This is a genomic window from Halocynthiibacter sp. C4 (assembly GCF_028823805.1).
Lineage (GTDB): Bacteria > Pseudomonadota > Alphaproteobacteria > Rhodobacterales > Rhodobacteraceae > Falsihalocynthiibacter > Falsihalocynthiibacter halioticoli.
In genome coordinates, this window is record NZ_JAPEIE010000002.1 from 1 (window position 1) to 16,980 (window position 16,980).

Below are 16,980 nucleotides of genomic sequence, written 5' to 3' on the forward strand. Positions count from 1 at the left end.
GCAGCCTCAACTCGTGCCGGCAAATCATTGTTGGAGACAGCATCCAGCCGCGCCTTGGCCTTGCTCGCTTTAGATTTCAGTTCGAAAAGAAAGGGGTCGGCCCCATTGTGATGGCGTCCAGCCAACATGTCCTCGTAATTCTTGTTTGTCATATAATCCATATCTCCACAGAGGATACGATGTGCGTCAGCCATTACTTTATTTGTTTTAGACTTTTCTAGCGACTGTTCAATGAAGCGCGGTTTCTAACCCTTAATCCAAGAACGGCGGGAATGGTTTGGGATGCAAAGGGCGCAAATTGATCGAAAACATGGTTATAGACTTTCAAACTCGATTCATTTCCGTATCTCGCTTTAATCCTTGTTCAGGAACATCTCCATCTTCCCAATACAGGGAGGCGAATGGAGTTGTCCCGCGGGTAACGGCATATCTTAAGGCTATTGAACCGGATCCAGCATCGAGCCGTGAGAATGGAGTCAAACAACTCGTCACTTACCCCTTAACTGCTCCGCCTGTTAGGCCTTCGACGATGTATTTTTGCGCAAAGGCGAAGAATAAAATTGCCGGTATCAGGGTAAGGGTGACGAATGCCAATATCAGGCTCCATTCTGTGTTGTATTCGCCTTGGAATTGCATAATCCCTAGGGGCCACGTGTAGAGCGCCTCATCGTTCAGGACGACAAGCGGGAGAAGGAAATTGTTCCAGCTTTGAACGAGAACAAATACCCCCACAGTTGCCATAATTGGTGTTGAAAGCGGCAACGTAATTTTCCAGAAGAATCCTGCATAGCTGCAGCCGTCTAATTGTGCAGCTTCCCATAGTTCGGGCGGAAGGTGTTTGAAAAAGCTGTGCATCAGGATGATCGAAAATCCAAGGCCAAATGCCACCTGTGGCAATATCAACCCAGTGTATGAGTTTAGAATTCCAAAGTCCCTGAGACGGACAAAAAGCGGCAAAATCGCGGTCGCGAAGGGGAACATCATCCCGAGCAGGACATAGTTCATCAGCATTTTGGAACCAAAGAACCGAATCTGAGCAAAGGCATAAGCGGCCATCGAGGCAACGATCAGCGTCAGGATAACCGTCAACCCCGCGACCAGTAACGAATTGCCAACATAGATCCAAATATCGGGCTCAGATAAAATTTTGCCAAAGTTTGAGAAATTCGGTTGGCTCGGAAGTCCCAAAGGATTGGCGCGTAGCTCACCTTGATCTTTGAAGCCGCCGAGGAATGTTACAAGAAGTGGCGTGGCCACAAAAACGCCAACCGCGATCAAGACAATGTCGTGATAAAACTTATGGGGTCGTTCTTTGCGCATGTTTGATCACGCCTCCTTCATGAAAATTCGTCGATAGCTGAAGGCAAAGCCAACACAGGCGACAAAGATAACTACGCCAACTGCGCTTCCGAACCCAATGCGCATCCGCATAATCCCAAAGTCATATAGGAACGTAACCACCGTATGCGACGCATTCACCGGACCCCCACGCGTTAGCGACCAAACCAGATCGAAAACCTGCAAGCCACCTAGAACCGAAAAGAAAATAGAGAGTTTAATGACTGGTAAAATCATCGGGATTTTGATGTGACGCGCGATCTGCCACCAACTTGCACCATCGAGTCTTGCACTTTCGACAACATCGCGAGGTATATTTTGCAGACCCGCAATATAAAGCATCATGTGAAAGCCAAAAAACTTCCAGACTAAGACGACGATTACCGCATAAATTGCAAGTTGTTGATCCGCCAGCACATAGACAGGGTCCATCCCGAGTGCTTTTGTAAACGCAGCAGCCAACCCAAATCGCCCGTCGTAAACGAACTTCCAAATCAGTCCCGTAGCGACTTCGGCAAGCACAAAGGGCATGAAGAAAAGCGAGCGCCACAGGACAACGCCACGAAATTTCTGTGAAAGGATAAGCGCGAGATAAAGCCCCAATGGGAGCTGTACCGCGAGGGAAATCAGAATGATTAGGCCTGTATTCCTAACGGCAACGTGGAAGGCGTCCATCTGCAACAGCATTTGGAAATTCTTCAATCCAACGCTATTTGTCGGGGCGCCGAAACCATTCCAACGGAAGAGGCTGTACCAAGCAGCCTCCCCGATTGGCATCATAACAAACAGCGTGAACAGTGTTATTGCGGGAACAAGAAACACGACGGCCGTCACAAACCGGTCTGACTTTCTGTTGCGTCTCGTTTCGCGCGATAATCGCTTGCTTGAATGCTCCGTCGAAGTCACGTCAGCATTATACATCCGATAGTCTCCTGCTTGCCCGCTTGTCGCCTGCTTTGGTCAAGACTATGCCCCACCGGCGACGTTCACACCATCACGCAAGAATGGGATAGACTGCCCCCACAATTCATCACTGTTTACCTTTTTGATGGGCTCGGCGGAGTATTGCGCCAAATACACGCGGCGCATGTTGTTGGTTAGGTTCGGACCGCTGCGATGAAAGGTCATGGAACTAAACAAGGCAATTGATCCAGCGGGGGCAATCACCATCGTACCTGGCTCATCGCCATGATATCCAACCCAATCGTTCATTTCTGGGTCTTTCTGATGCTCGACGAGGTCACGCGTACCGGCCTTGTCATATGGCAACATATAGACAGTCCCGTTTTCTTCGGTGACATCATCAAGGGTACACCAGCAGGTCAGGTAAGGCTTGTGTTTTGGGTCTCCGCCATTTGCGGCCACGTAGCCGGAGTCCTGATGCCACGCAAATCGGCTGTTGGGGTCGGCCCCTTTGACCACATACTGGTCGTAAAACAACCATGCATCTGGCCCCAAGATATCGCGACAAATTCCGGCCATTAGTGGGCTAAAAAGGAACTCAGCCATTTTGGTGCTTTGCTGGAGCGTTCTTTCAACGAAATAACGACGGCCTCGGTGACTAATGCCCACAGAGTCAGTTCCTGCCGCGTCCATTTCAGCGTGTTTGCGATCGATGAAACCTTGGCATTCATCGCGCAGAAGGCTTAGCAAATCATCGGGAATAATGTTGGGTAGAACACAAAACCCTGTTTCTTCGTATTCGGCTCTGGCGCTCTCGATAATAGAGCCCGTCGGAACTTTTGTTGCAGGCATCTCTTTTGCGGCAGCTGCACGGCCGAGTGCTTGATCACTACTCATAGTATTTTTCCTAGATAGAATGGTGGCGGGCCATCAACGCCCGCCAATGAAAATCACATGTTTTCGAAGGACCACGCTTCCTGAATCTGCTGCGCGGCTTGTTCTGGAGTGATTGCACCCGCCGCAAGTTGAGCAGACACATCATTCACAACACGCCCAACAGAGGGGCCGAGATCCTGATCCCAGAAAATCTGGTGATAGGTGGACGCCGCTAGGTTTCTAGCAAAGACCTTCGAATACGGGTCTTCGATTGCATCCGACACACCTTTCGTCGGCGGCACATGTAGACCAAGAGCTGCGGCCTCGCGTTGGTTTTCGGTTGAAGTGATATAGCGCAGGAAATCTACTGCTTCCTGTGGCGCTCCCGCCCCAACAAGCCAGCCGTTAATCCCACCAAGCGTATCGGTCGCTTTGCCTTCACCACCTTCAACCATCGGGAATGGCATCCATGCCAGATTTTCTTCCGTTACTCCTTCGCCGTTTGCGCTATTGCTGACTTGCGAGAAACGGTTCCAGCTTCCCTGAAGCTGCATCGCGGCTTGCTCGTCGCCAAAAATACCGGCTGCATCGCTGTAACCTGCGGCGAGGAAACCTTCTTGGAATGGCTCCATGTTGACCAACTCAACAAAACGTTCGCCCGCTTGAACGAATGGTTGCGCAGCAAATCCGTCACCCTCACCCGCGAGTGCTGCATCAAAAGCAGCCTTACCGCCGATCCGACCCGCAAGATGTGTCCAGTAGAAATGCAACGGCCATTTGTCTGCACCGCCCACAGCCATGGGAGTGATGCCAGCATCTTTAAAGGCCTGAACAGCCGTCAAAAGATCATCCCAAGTTTTAATATCTTCCGCATTTACATTCGCCTGTTCAAACAGACGTTTATTATACCAGAACCCAACCTGATTGATTTCCTGTGGCGCACCGTAAAATTTGCCATCGTAGTTATAGGCGCTCAGCGCTCCGTCGCTAAAAGTACTTCCCCATTCGCCCTCAAGATCTGCAGTAATGTCTTTGAGGAAGCCAGCATCAGCTTGCGCCCGCATAACGCCACCCGCCCAAGTATAGAACAGATGCGGCCGATCATCCGATTGAAGCATTGTTGTCAGTCGCGCTTTAAAGGCTTCCGGCCCTAAAAACTGCATTTTCACATCGACACCGGGGTTTTCCGCTTCGAAACCGGCTTCAAGCCCTTCCATGAACTCAACCACAGGCCCGTCAGCCTCAAGATGCAACCACCTCACTTCAGTGTCAGCGAAACTCGCTCCCGCCGACAAAGCACCTACGGCCGAAATAATAGCCACCGTTTTGCTCATAGTATCCTCCCAGATTACAAAGCATTTTCTCCCAGCGTCATTCGATCCCTCAAATAACATCATAATGCTACGATTCGTCGCATTGTGATGTCAATAATTACTTATTTTATCTTTTAAAAATATCATTTTTAAGGGATTTTTACCCTACCTATAGAATATAACCCTCAAAATGATGCCTAAATCGGGAGGTTTTCTCGGCAATAGAATCGAGTCTCGATTAGCTTATCAGTCCACCCAATACCGGAATGATCAGCAATTACACCGGACAAAAGACACTCAACCTGAAGCGCGATGTTTTGATCCAGAACAACGGCCATCTTCCCTTCAAGCAGCATCTGCTTTGTTACTTCGGTCAGGTCGTGTCCAATCAAGATAACAGGCCGTCCCGACCGCTCTATTGCTTCGGCAACTTCGCGATTTCTGATCGACATGTTGTAAAGAATTGAAAGCTCTGGATTGGTCGCCAAAAGGTTCTCAACTGAAGCGGCGACACCCACAGAGCCCGTCTTATCCGCATCAAAGGCCGCTGTTATCCAAAGACTACCGGAATCCTGAATTGCTGAGCGAAACCCCAGCTCGCGTTGCTCTTGGCTTTGGAATGCACTTTGGCCGTGGAGAAAGGCTATTTCCCCCGACTCGCGCCCGAGAAGCAACTGAGCAAACCAAGCGGCAAGCCGCCCTTCTGCACGATTATCAACGCCAACATGACCCAAACAAGGGATGTCGGACACTCTCGATAAGAAGGTAATTAGTTTCCCGCCATTTTTTACAAAACGAGAACAAGCGCGGCGGACCAGCGGGTGATCAATAGCGACGATTGCTAAGTAAGAAGAGTCCACTTTGTCGATCGCATTGGCGAAATCTTCGGCTGAAACGCCGGGAACCTTCGCGATCATTAAATCAATTTTAGAAAGATGAGGGCTAGCGTTCAATTCGTCTGTGATCGAGTTGAAAAATCCCGACTCGATCCCTGGCACCAAGACTGTGAAAGAGATCTTGCTTTGGTCAATACAGATAGAAGTGGGTTTATCAACTGAAACCAAAGAAGGGCTCTCGATCCGCCGCACCGCCTCCATGACAATCGCGCGCGTTTGAGGCTGCACTGCCCCTCTATCATTCAACACGCGATCAACCGTCGCCTTCGAAACTCCGGCCTCCTTCGCAATTTCTGCAATTGTCGACTTACGTTTGCGTATCATTAGCACCCACTCAAATGGTTTTTTGATGCCGCACATCATTTTGACATCAAAATGATGTCATTTGCTTAAAAAAGCAAGCCCTGACCTCATACGTCTTGAGGTAATACTCTATGTCTGATCACAAATTTCATTACGAAACGTGGAAGATCTTCTGCACGAACGCGGCATCGACGTACGCACTGAACCCGCACCAATTTAGTGAAACCAATTTAGTCCATTGTTTACAACCTAAAACCGGAGCAAAGGGCCAATTGAGTGCAGCATTACGCGAACTGGCAATGCGACCTCGACGCAGTTTTCGTTAAAATTAACGGTGGACCGCATTTCCTATGGCGAGCCTTTGATCACAAAAGTGAAGTGCTATAAAGCCACTCTTTAAAACGCCGCAACCGTGCTAAAGCTCTTAAATTTATGAGAAACGCTATGAAACACTAAACGTCGCCTGAGGCTGAAGTAACCGATAAATTGCGCTCATTGGGTTCTACGACGGCAGTTATCGGCGATGCGAGAAAGTAGGAAATGGGTCACTGAGAAAACAATTGCGCTGAGAATTTTCATCTCCTATTTCGACGACGTGAACGAACGACGCATCGCTTCCGCAGGTTGCGAATCTTGTATCCGTTCACGCATCCGTTTCCAACCACTTCAACTAGGATCACAGTCTTTCGAAACGAGACCATTTCAAGCAGAATTGCACTGTCGCTCTGGCAGAGTGGCTCGATTTCAATCCAGCAAAAGGCTCGGTTTCACTCGACTAGTTGAGACGAGTTCGAATTCTTCTGACAACAACCTCCAGACTGTTCGCCAGAAAATTTGCATTCATTCTTGCCTTCAAATTTACCCATAGCCTATTTAAGCTCAGGGCTTGATCCGCTTGAAGGTCAAACTATTAGTTGCCACTTATCTTAACCGGAAAAGCTCCACAAGATTGCTACACATTTTGCTGCACATTTTGCACCACACCCGGCTCACATCTAAAGTTTTATTTTTTAAAAACAGTCCATTAACTAAATTATCAAATCAGAGTGAATGACTGTCTCTCCGCCATAATTCTGATAAGATAGTGTATTCAAACTTAAATGCACCTTCACCATCAATCGCCCCCCCAAGTTTACACCTCTTTCAATATTTTCAATATTGCCTTTCGATTGATTAAGCGGAAACGATGCTTGAATCACAAACGGCACCAACTTGTCAGTTGCGAGTTAGTTTTCTGATTGTACATAAATCATCGCTTTCGACCTATTTCTGTCTTTTATCCAGCATTGGAATACAGCGGCACCTCTCTCAAATCGGATATTCGCCGCGTCTGTAAAAGCAGCCGGTTTTGAGAAACATTTAACAACCGTCATTTTGCACGGAAGTTAATGGCGGGTACGAAGAAAGAAGCATTAATCGCGTGAACTACCTCTCAGGGAGACGCTGACGCAGGAGGGAAAGCAGGCGATCAGAATCGCAGCCGTAAGTGTATATTTGGCATCCGTTTTTCCATTGCACTATGGCGCCAGGAACAAGGCGCGCCGTGTTGGTTCTTGTGACCATTACAATGCTGCCGATGCTACCAGGCGGGTTATCGTGTCGATCAGCCCATCCCGGAACCTCGATCTGCTTGATCTCTGAGAATAACAATTCGGTGCCGACAGGAAGAAAACGAACTCTCTGGTCATCAACTCTGATCTCGCTAACGTTCCAGACCGTGCGTATTAAATACACGCCAATCATAACGGCAATCAGCGACTTCAAGACCTCCCAATGCGGCAAGTTCTGAAACCATAAACCAAAGACAAGCAGGCTGATCGCGCCTGAACATGCCATGAACCAACCCAAGGCTGACACCAGCCGTCTCCGAACCGGAAATATGTGTTCCGTCTCGTCTGCCACTGCTCTATTTCCCTCATTTCTTCTGTAAGAGGAAAACCGCCCCACGGGTCTGTTCCAAAACCTCTCGTGTATGGCGCCCACTCATACCGTATAGTTAAATGCTGCCACAAGTGCGGCTATGAATTCGCACAACTGTTGCAGGTTATTGGCTATTTGATGATGAAAGAAATACGTCCGTGATTCAGCGTTTGTCTGTGAGATCAAGTTGATACCCGAGCTGGCCGAGAAGCATCGTTCCTTAGTGCTCTTCAATTTCTCAATCGAAATATAAATGATTGGGCCTATTTCCCAGACGGCCCTTAGCGAACATTGACCTAAGATCCAAACGCGGCATTGCAGCCCGTCAGACCTCTCAGTGCTTAGTGCTATTGTCCTTCCTCACCTGTAAGTATCATCCAGATGGACCAGAGGTCCACGATGCACTAACAATCAAGCAGACCAATCAATCGGGGCACGCCACTTAAACTGTCCCAACTAGGCGGAAAGAAATGAGACCAAGAAATTTCCTCTTTTGTATGCTTTCCTTAGGCCTGCTTGCTGCGCCAGCCCTTAGTTCTGATGCCATAGAGTGGCCGCGCTCTGATGCTATTGTTTGGCCACTTTCAATGATTTCTGGATCAGAAAAGCTAGCATTCTATTCGCTCGTTAAAGAGCGCCCCAAGGGCTCTGAGCAATACCTTGCAAATTTCATGAAACTTGACGGGTTAGCACACCGAAAGGGAGAACCGCCAAAAAAGTTAATGACGGAATACACAATCGGTCCTCTTGTTGGTTATGATAACAATCTGAACAACGGAATACCCAAATCTAAGTTCTCTGTTGGTGACCTACTCTTCGTGGTTGATCAAGATAGCGTTGCCAAGAAGGGAATAACTTTGGGAATGGCTGCGTCTGCTTACAGTAGATTTAGTATCGCACCCAAGCAGATTGCTACATTTAAAGTCGCTGCGAGTTATGAATATGCACCGGAGCACAATCTGGATAAAATCACCATCAACGCCAACACTTGTTGGCAGGCTCATGTCGCGAGATGGACTTGGATTAATAGTTGCGGTGGTTATCGCCACCTAAGGAAAAAATATGAAACCGGAGAAAAATTCCTTTCAACCCGTGGAAGCCAGATGTTTTCATCTGCCATAGGGCATCACGAAGCAAGTATCGCTATCGAGAGAGGTTTTCGTGAAGATTATTCCAAGTCGAAAGTCGCTTTCAGCCTGTTGAGCGCCGTTCGCGGAGTTGGCATTATTCGAACCGGTATTCGCTGGGGGGAACACATACAGCAGCGTCACACAACTCTAAACGCAGCTACCTTCGCTTTTACGCGGCCAATATATGGCAAGACGACTTCAGTTTTACTGAACTACAGCCGAGCAGGCGGTAGTTCGCATTTCGGGCAACCTAGGACAGATGATACATATACGATAATGTTAAGACGACCAGTAAATGAACGCATTATTGCAAGTTTTGGCTACCAAGTTACCAACTCAAACATCGATCTCTACCAAGACAACCAAATCTTGTTTGCGATTAATCTAAAATCTTGGCGCTTTTGAAGCGAGCCAACTGATGTGTGAGGCTGGCCTTCTCGTCAGCTGCCGGACTTTATTTATTGCGGTGTCGGAACTACTAACAATATGAAAGGCCAACTTTCTGTTTCGCCTCAATAGCAGGGTTCACACCCTGCTATTTTTATACTTATTGGCGAGCCACAAATTCTCCATCAACACCAAAATTTCCGTTAACACCAACGCCTTCAAATGAACCATTCAAATGGCTGGCAGTCGCTCCATTGACTGAATCGTAAATCTGACCAGATGCACTACCATGAAAGGCTCTCAGATCAGGTGTGTCGGTAGAACCAGCAGCATTGCGTTCAATATTGCCCGCCATCTGTGATGTGAAACTACCGTCGTCGGCGATTTGACCATTTGACAAATCAATCTGACCGCGAAGAGTGTGGTTGATCGGGTCGAGATCCTTCCATGAAGTCAGACTGCCCTCAATTTCTTGAGTATCAAAGTCAGCAACGAGCTTTGCATCAGCAGTTCCACTAAACCCCCCGAAATCAGCCACGGCAACGCCAGTATATGTTGCTTTTCCCTGAAGGTTGCTGATGTCGCTTGGCGCCGTCAGGTCAGTTTCCGCTGCAATATCTCTGAATTCCGAGGACCGGTCGAAGCTTTCTTCACCAGGCGAACTGCAACCCGATATAAAAGCAACGGCCCCGAACGCCGCAATCACCGTGTAACGACGGCCCTTAGTGTGTATCCGAGACATTGCTAAGTGCATATCCAACCCTGCCTATTTCCCAATTAATATCTTCGCAGAGAATGAACTTATCTTTACTCATATGCTAGGACGGTTGGTGGGAATTCATTAGGTACTGTTGCATAATAGTCAAATTGATAAACTCGAGGTCAACTTGTGCAACTTGCTAGGAGAGTGTTTTTCTCATCCCAGCCACCAACGGTTAGGCTATGTGAAAGACGATAAAAAGCCCACGTGAGACTGGAGCAACCACTGAAAGAGATCCACCAATTGGGGGTGTGTTGTCCTGCAATTTTGAGGATCCAGCAATGGCTGGGAGACGAGAAAAGCCCGATGAGATCGTATAGAAGGTGAAACCGTTCCTCTTCTTGGCTTACATGCGCTGGGCAACCCCGCTGTTTTCCCACAGTTTAGCCTAGCGGGCCAAAACCGATTGGGCGGATATGTGGGCAGGGCAAGATTTGCGGATAACGGAACTTCGGTTGTCATCACCGCGTCGCGCGATGGTGTCTTACAGACTCACGACCTGACGCAAGGCACAAAAATTTGACACCGCAGCGAAATCTGCGGCTTCGCACCAAGTGGCGAAGGCTTTGTTACCACAGACGGGCTTGGCGGTATTTTTTCGGTGGTTGATGGCAAGCCCCGAAAACTTGCCTTGGCCGATCGCGCATTGGACAATCATCTGGTTGCAATCTAGATCTCGCAGAAGCATGGCCGCAAAAACGAAAACCTCACCGCACAAGTGGTCTAACAATGCGCCGTAGGGTTTGAGAAAGACTGGGCATGTCGGTTCAGACCTGCAAAAGTGGCTCGGCATACGGATCGAGCGCGCGTTGCGCCAAAATCCGAAGACTCGGGAGAGTGCGTAAAAATGACCAACAGTTTGCAGAGGCTGGTTTCGCATTGGGAGCTAAGCGAGGTTCTTGCGTTTGCAGATACCCATTCCAGCCAAGTGTTTACCGCAGAGTATCAGGGCATTCCCGTGGTTCTGAAAATCATGAAACCTGCGAGCGATGAACAGCAATCCGCAAGTATCTTGCACTACTTTGACGGTCTCGGCGCAGTGCGCGTAATCCGAGACTTACCAGAGGCGATGTTGCTCGAAAAGCTTGACCCCGAACCGCATCTGAAAGCAATGGTACAGCAGGAGCAAGATTTCAAAGCCGCCGCTATTATTTCAAACACAATCAGCGCACTACATACCAAACGGGAAACGAAAAGACCCGACGGTATAAGAACGCTGGAAGTTCAATTTACGGAGTTATTTGACAAGGCCAGAACACCATGCGCCCCTTCTTTTCACAAAGCTGCGGGGATTGCGCGGCGTCTCTTGTCGGGCGAACAAGAACTTTGCGTGCTGCACGGTGATATTCACCACGAGAACATTTTGCACTCCAAGCGCGGCTGGCTTGCAATTGACCCCAAGGGTATATTCGGTGAACGCACTTACGAAGTTGCCAACACGCTCTGTAACCCTGTTGATACTCCAACAATCGTCCACTCTTCCGAACGCGCAACACAGCTCGCAAAGCACTTCGCAGAAACGCTCAACCTTGATGCCAATCGCATACTCGAGTTCGCTTTTGTCCATGCCTGTTGCTCGGTGTGTTGGGCCGAGGAAAACAAGCAAGACACCAGCTATGCCGAAGAAACCATCAGGACACTTGAACAACTCGTTTCTTTGTAAACAAGCCTTAGCTTACCGGTCTATTCAGACGGCTTATCCTTTTTGGAAGCGCTTTTCGCGGCGATACGTTTCCCTTCGCGGGAGGGTTTCTGAATAATAAGCGCCTTTGCGAACTGTGAAAACAAGGCCACAAAGACCCCGACCCCTACGAAAATATAGAAGACCGTGAACATTTTCCCATATGTCGTCGACGGAGCAAGATCGCCAAACCCGACCGTAGACATAGTCGTTACCGAGAAATAGAGGCTATCCGTCCAAGACCACCCCTCAACCATCCGGTAAAACGTTGTGCCGGAGATCAAGATCAAGATCGCGACGACGAGGCCGGCTCTGAAATTTTCACTCTCCCAAGACCGATAGATTGCCTTTAGAAAACGCCAGACAGTCAGAGCAAATGGCAACATGAAATACGCTCGCTTTATGTAGACGGCCAATCATATCGTTTTGCCGCCCAGGATGTGTTGGAAAAATAGTATAGAACGCCAATACATTGCCGACAACAGAAGCCGCAAGAGGACAGGTTTTTCATACCATCCAAAAGCGGCACTCAGCTTGGTGCAGCTTCGGTTTGCTCAGATTTGGTATCACTCAAAGAACTGTTCCGCTCTATCGGCCATCTACTGATAAGCGACCTATTGAAGTCTTACCAAGCCTCAACCCGTTTTTCGGGCGCAAGCCACATTGGGTCACCCTCTTGAATATCAAACGCTTCATAAAAGGCCTCCATATGCTGCAGCGGTGCATAGGCGCGGTATTCACCTGGCGGGTGACCGTCGGAGGCAACAAGGCTACGGATGAATTGGTCGGTCGCTTTCCAAGTCCACATCTGGCCCCACGAAATGAAACACCGTTGCGATGGCGTTAACCCATCAATCTCGACGTTCTCCTCCGGATGCTCTTCGAGATAGTGCATCAAGGCCTCGTGGGCGAAAGCGATACCGCCCGTATCCGCCATGTTTTCTTTCACATTGAGCTCACCATTCACATATAGGCCTGGCAGAATTTCAACGGCGTTGGCCTGATCAATCAGCTTTTGCGCTTCTTTTTCGAATGCTTCGGCATCTTCTGCTGTCCACCAATCGCGCAGGTTCCCCTCGGCATCAAACTGGCGGCCGCCCGTGTCAAACCCGTGTGTCATCTCATGTCCGATAATTCCGCCCAAGCGACAGAAATAGACCGGCGCGTCCATATCGGCTTGGAAAATCGGGGGTTGTTGAATTGCCGCAGGCACCTGAAATCCATTTTCAAGCGGGCTATAGGCAGCGTTGATCACGATTGGTAAGGTCGACTCCTCGTTGAATTGATCAGAAACCACCGGCCCTTTTGACCGTTCAATCAGACGCGTGTTCTCGAAATCTGAAAGGTTTCTGTAATTGGCCACCATATCTGATCCGATATCAACGCCGGTGTAATCGATCCATTCGTCGGGGTAGCCGATTTTGTAGTCAAAACTGTCAAGCTTAAGGAGCGCGGCCTTTTTTGTTTCTTCTGACAACCAATCTCGGCTTGGTATACGCGAGCGGAACACGTCCTGAATGCGCTCGACCATATCGAGGGCCTTTTGGCGCGTCTCTTCGGGGTAGTATTTCTCGACGTAGATTTGACTCAACGGATGACCAAGCGCTTCCTTTAGTAACGAAAGTGCACGCTCTTCACGAGGAAGAAGAACGCCAACACCGGTAAGAACCTCTGTGAACTTCCGCGTCGGCTCATCGAACTCCGTTGTCATCAAATCGGAATAATTGTGAATGACACGGAAGGTGACATAATCCCGAATATCTTCAATCGTGCGCTCCTGAAGAACCTTCGAGAGGACCGGCAAATAGCGCGGTGCTGACAGGATAACACGCTCCGGAAGCTCCATTCCGACATTTGTGGTAAGTTGCACCAAGTCGATTTCTGGAATCGCTGCCTGTAACTCATCACGGGTGACCGGATTATAGAAATTGCGCGGGTCGACCATTTCTTCTGGTGTCAGTTTCCCTTCCAGAAGCGCGGCCTCTATCTCAAGTGACGTTTTGGCAATGCGCTCGGCATCTGCGGCGTCAAAACCGGAAATCTCTAGAATCTCCATGATATAGGTTTTGTAGCCCTCATAGCGCTCACCACCCGGCCCTTCACGAAGCAAGTCTTCGTTATGGGAGTCGATGCCGAAAAGCCCCGCGGCGGCGTAGTAAGCATAGGTTTTGCTGTCGGCCAAATCAGCCATAGGTGCGAGCACCAAAAACAGACTCGGCCCACCCTCGCGCATCATCTTGGACATGAATTCTGTTAGGCCGGCCAAGTCGGTGATCGCCGACACCTCTTCAAGCAACCCCCTGATCGGCTCAATGCCAGCAGCATCGAGCGCCTCTGTATCCATATATGCGTTATAGAAGTCGCCAACCTGCTGCGTTGGGCTGCCCTTTTCGGCTGTTGCAGCGGCTTCTCCGGCCTCTTTAAGCGCAATCTTCATCTGCGCCTTCACGCGTTCACCCGCGATGGTCAACGAACCATAGGAGCTTAACTGTTCGGGTCGCTCAACACGATCCTGCCATTTGCCGGATACATAGCGATAGAAGTTTTCGCCCGGATCAACGCTGAGGTCCATATTCTCGATGGAGAAGGCAAGATCGTCCGGCCCCACGGGTGGCAATTCCTCTGCGAGCGCCACGCCTGACAATGCCACGCTACAGCCGAGAGCCGCCAAAACACCCTTGGGCTTTAACGACGTGGTTTGGACCGAATGGGAGAAACGCAACATATTGACCTCCGATAAATATATGCTCAGAGCTCAGCAATTCCGCGTAACCCATTGCAAAATATTAAAAATATGGCCGCCGCAAATTCATCTAAATGCGGGATATCATAACAATACAGTTAAACAGAACGCTGAACGCGCTCTGTTCGCAAGTTAATTGTAATCAATTCATCGCGACGAAGGCCGAAAATTGCCAACGGTTTCGATGTTTTTTGCGCAATCTGGACAGGAGACGCGCCCGACGCGCTATTCGTCTAAAAGCGGCCCTTTGTAACCGGTCGCAACAACGAATTTTTCCGAACTGTCCGCGCGGCTTGCCGGAGGTTTGACGTTAACAACCTTGGTAAATCGACGTTTCAGCAGTTTTTGCAGATCGCCTTCGGCACCCCCTGCGAGCACCTTCGCTACAAATGTGCCGCCCTCTTCGAGAACGTCGAAAGCAAAATATGCAGCCGCCTCACAAAGCGCGATAATTCGGTTGTGATCAGTCTGTTTGTGGCCAGAGGACGCAGCCGCCATATCGCTCATCACGACATCGGCCGAGCCATTGAGCCATTCTTTAACTTTCTCGTCGGCGTCATTCTCAAGAAAATCTAACACATGAATTTCCGCGCCCGCCACGGGATCGACCTCTTGCAAGTCCACGCCCAAAACCGTGCCGATCGCCTTGCCGCTCCGCTCCCCAAGCGCATTCACACGCCGCACCGCAACCTGACACCAGCCACCTGGCGCACAGCCAAGATCGACAACGCGCGCACCCGGCACGAGGAAACGATATTTATCGTCCAACTCAAGTATCTTATAGGCCGCGCGGCCCCGATAACCATCGACTTGCGCGCGCTTCACATAGGGGTCATTCAATTGCCGCTCAAGCCAGCGTGTGGACGAGAGTTTTCGCCCGCGTGCGGATTTCACTTTGGTCCGCAGATCGCGTAGACCACGGCCTGATTTCGCACGCGATGCCGGCCCTTCGGCTCCTTTGCCGCCGCGCCGCCCTTTACCCGATTTTCCTGAACCTTGCGCCATTATCCGGCCTCTTCTGTTAATACCCCATCCGCACTCATAAGCGCGTATAGCAAACCTTCGCGTAAACCGCGATCCGCTACTGAAAGTTTATCTGTTGGCCAAACGCGCAACAATGCTTGAAGGATTGCTGCGCCCGACATGATAAGCGCCTGACGATCCCGCCCAATCCGCGGATCAACCCGTCGCCCCTCTGGACCAAGGTGCAGATAATCCTGAATGACGGCGTCTATTTCGTCGCTGCTCATCCGCAAACCATCGACCTTGTTTCGGTCATAGCGGCGCAACCCAAGATGGCTTGCAGCGACGGTTGTGACCGTTCCCGAGGTTCCGATGATCTGGAATCCGTCTCGGACGTGATCACCATCATAAGGCGAGAAATTCGCAAGTTTCTCTTCGAAAAACCAACTCATCAAGGCAAAGCGTGCGCCATCGTCGGTGACGTCCATGAACTGGTCACGAAGGGTCGCCACGCCGAGCGGCACAGAGATCCAATCCACAATCCGCGCTTGCGTTTCCGGCGCTTCACCAAGCCGAAACCCCTGTTTAACCTGCATAATCGCTGCCATGCGCTCATGCTTATCAAGGTGTGATACATCAAGCCAAACAAGCTCTGTGCTGCCGCCGCCGATATCAACGATCAAGAGTTGCTCGGTCTGTTTGCTGACCAAAGGTGCGCAGGAAATGACCGCAAGGCGGGCTTCTTCCTGTGCGGGTATAATCTCGAGCTTGAGGCCAGTTTCGCGCTTCACTCGCGCAATAAGATCGCGGCCGTTGGTCGCTCGGCGGCAAGCTTCTGTCGCCACGAGGCGCATGTTCTTTACCTTGTGGCGGCGCAGTTTCTTTTGGCAAATCCGCATAGCCTGAACGGTGCGCGTGATTGAGCTGCGCGAGAGCCGCCCAGAGGCTTCAAGCCCTGCGCCGAGCTGAACAGGTTTGGAAAAGCTGTCTACGACTTCGAATTGCGCGCCTTTGGGGCGGGCAATCAACATCCGACAACTGTTTGTTCCCAGATCCAGAGCCGCATAGAGGCCACCGGAAGGGGGAGTCGGCGCGGGGCTTTCAACCACGTTTTCGGGGACCGCGCCCGCACCATAGGGACGCTTGGGCGTCATCTTTACGCCCTCCATTTCGAGTTAACTCCAAGCTATGCCCTTCCGACAGGAGGCGCAAGATGCGTCCGCGAAAAACCCTGTCGGCTTGTGCCGCACATGGGATTTACCGCGCGTCACGACGGGCGCAAACACTATCACCTCATAATGAACATGAAGATTTTTCCAATTGCGCCCCATGTTCACCCGCGCCCCACTGGAGTAAGACTTGGCCCGCAGGATGGCGTCGCATGTGTTCTGTTCTTGGTCGAAAATCGACCTCGGAACACAGAGACGCGGCCCTACAACAAAGTGAGAAGGGAATCAGCAATGGCAAAAGTGACCATCGTGTACTGGCGGGACATTCCGGCTCAGGTGATCGCAGGTAAAGGGCGGCGGGGCGTTAAAATCCAGCTTTCCGAGCGGTTTGAGCAGGCAATAGACCGTGCGGCGATGGCCTCTGGCGCGGCGGAAACCGATGCCTATCTTGCGGAATGGCGCAAGGCGGATCCGGTGGAGGTTGAAGGTTCGGATCAAGAGGCAGCGACCGCGACGGCCGAACGCCTTGAGACAGAGTTCGACAAAACACGCCTGATAGAGCTGATTTCAAACAACGGATGGGCCTGACCCTGAAATC

General features: G+C 50.3%; 14 protein-coding genes and 1 pseudogene. 4 read left to right on the forward strand and 11 right to left on the reverse strand.

Going from position 1 to position 16,980, the window contains the following annotated elements:
* Positions 1 to 492 precede the first annotated feature (492 nt).
* From OU789_RS07125 to OU789_RS07145, 5 genes are all read right to left on the reverse strand, one after another.
* Positions 493 to 1,320, reverse strand: a complete 828-nt coding sequence (locus tag OU789_RS07125; protein WP_274654562.1) for a carbohydrate ABC transporter permease — start codon at positions 1,318 to 1,320, stop codon at positions 493 to 495.
* A gap of 6 nt (positions 1,321 to 1,326) precedes the next feature.
* Entirely contained in the window at positions 1,327 to 2,259 is a 933-nt protein-coding gene (locus tag OU789_RS07130; protein ID WP_274654564.1) for a carbohydrate ABC transporter permease, read from the reverse strand.
* Between the two features lie 45 nt (positions 2,260 to 2,304).
* Positions 2,305 to 3,138 carry a phytanoyl-CoA dioxygenase family protein gene (locus OU789_RS07135; protein WP_274654566.1) on the reverse strand — a complete coding sequence of 278 codons (834 nt, stop codon included), beginning with the start codon at positions 3,136 to 3,138 and terminating at the stop codon, positions 2,305 to 2,307.
* Between the two features lie 53 nt (positions 3,139 to 3,191).
* On the reverse strand, positions 3,192 to 4,451 hold the full coding sequence (locus OU789_RS07140) for an ABC transporter substrate-binding protein (RefSeq protein ID WP_274654568.1): 1,260 nt from the start codon (positions 4,449 to 4,451) through the stop codon (positions 3,192 to 3,194).
* A gap of 176 nt (positions 4,452 to 4,627) precedes the next feature.
* Positions 4,628 to 5,689 (reverse strand): LacI family DNA-binding transcriptional regulator, encoded by a 1,062-nt coding sequence (locus OU789_RS07145; protein ID WP_274654570.1) that lies wholly within the window; start codon positions 5,687 to 5,689, stop codon positions 4,628 to 4,630.
* 22 nt (positions 5,690 to 5,711) lie between these two features.
* Between OU789_RS07145 and OU789_RS16975 the strand changes: the two are divergent.
* Positions 5,712 to 6,408: pseudogene (locus tag OU789_RS16975) on the forward strand (DDE-type integrase/transposase/recombinase).
* 646 nt (positions 6,409 to 7,054) lie between these two features.
* On the opposite strand, the gene OU789_RS07155 reads toward OU789_RS16975, so the two are convergent.
* On the reverse strand, positions 7,055 to 7,531 hold the full coding sequence (locus OU789_RS07155; RefSeq protein WP_274654572.1) for a hypothetical protein: 477 nt from the start codon (positions 7,529 to 7,531) through the stop codon (positions 7,055 to 7,057).
* Positions 7,532 to 8,019: 488 nt separating this feature from the next.
* Here OU789_RS07155 and OU789_RS07160 point away from each other — a divergent pair, with 488 nt between their 5' ends.
* Entirely contained in the window at positions 8,020 to 9,084 is a 1,065-nt protein-coding gene (locus tag OU789_RS07160; protein WP_274654574.1) for a hypothetical protein, read from the forward strand.
* A gap of 142 nt (positions 9,085 to 9,226) precedes the next feature.
* Here the strand turns inward: OU789_RS07160 and OU789_RS07165 are convergent, their stop codons facing one another.
* A complete protein-coding gene (locus OU789_RS07165; protein WP_274654576.1) occupies positions 9,227 to 9,820 on the reverse strand; it encodes a hypothetical protein in 594 nt (197 codons plus the stop codon).
* Between the two features lie 853 nt (positions 9,821 to 10,673).
* Between OU789_RS07165 and OU789_RS07170 the strand changes: the two genes are divergently transcribed.
* A complete protein-coding gene (locus OU789_RS07170) occupies positions 10,674 to 11,489 on the forward strand; it encodes an aminoglycoside phosphotransferase family protein (protein WP_274654578.1) in 816 nt (271 codons plus the stop codon).
* Between the two features lie 20 nt (positions 11,490 to 11,509).
* Here the strand turns inward: OU789_RS07170 and OU789_RS07175 are convergent, their stop codons facing one another.
* The 4 genes from OU789_RS07175 to OU789_RS07190 form a co-directional block, all read right to left on the reverse strand.
* Complete coding sequence (locus OU789_RS07175; protein WP_274654580.1) at positions 11,510 to 11,893, reverse strand: potassium channel family protein; 384 nt, start codon at positions 11,891 to 11,893, stop codon at positions 11,510 to 11,512.
* 239 nt (positions 11,894 to 12,132) lie between these two features.
* Positions 12,133 to 14,232, reverse strand: coding sequence for a M13 family metallopeptidase (locus OU789_RS07180; RefSeq protein ID WP_274654582.1), 2,100 nt, complete (start codon positions 14,230 to 14,232; stop codon positions 12,133 to 12,135).
* Between the two features lie 243 nt (positions 14,233 to 14,475).
* Positions 14,476 to 15,255 carry an RlmE family RNA methyltransferase gene (locus OU789_RS07185; RefSeq protein ID WP_263953083.1) on the reverse strand — a complete coding sequence of 260 codons (780 nt, stop codon included), beginning with the start codon at positions 15,253 to 15,255 and terminating at the stop codon, positions 14,476 to 14,478.
* Complete coding sequence (locus tag OU789_RS07190; RefSeq protein ID WP_263953082.1) at positions 15,255 to 16,367, reverse strand: Ppx/GppA phosphatase family protein; 1,113 nt, start codon at positions 16,365 to 16,367, stop codon at positions 15,255 to 15,257. The genes OU789_RS07185 and OU789_RS07190 overlap by 1 nt, the downstream gene beginning before the upstream one ends.
* Before the next feature lie 306 nt (positions 16,368 to 16,673).
* Between OU789_RS07190 and OU789_RS07195 the strand changes: the two genes are divergently transcribed.
* Complete coding sequence (locus OU789_RS07195) at positions 16,674 to 16,970, forward strand: virulence factor (protein ID WP_263953081.1); 297 nt, start codon at positions 16,674 to 16,676, stop codon at positions 16,968 to 16,970.
* Positions 16,971 to 16,980: the final 10 nt, after the last annotated feature.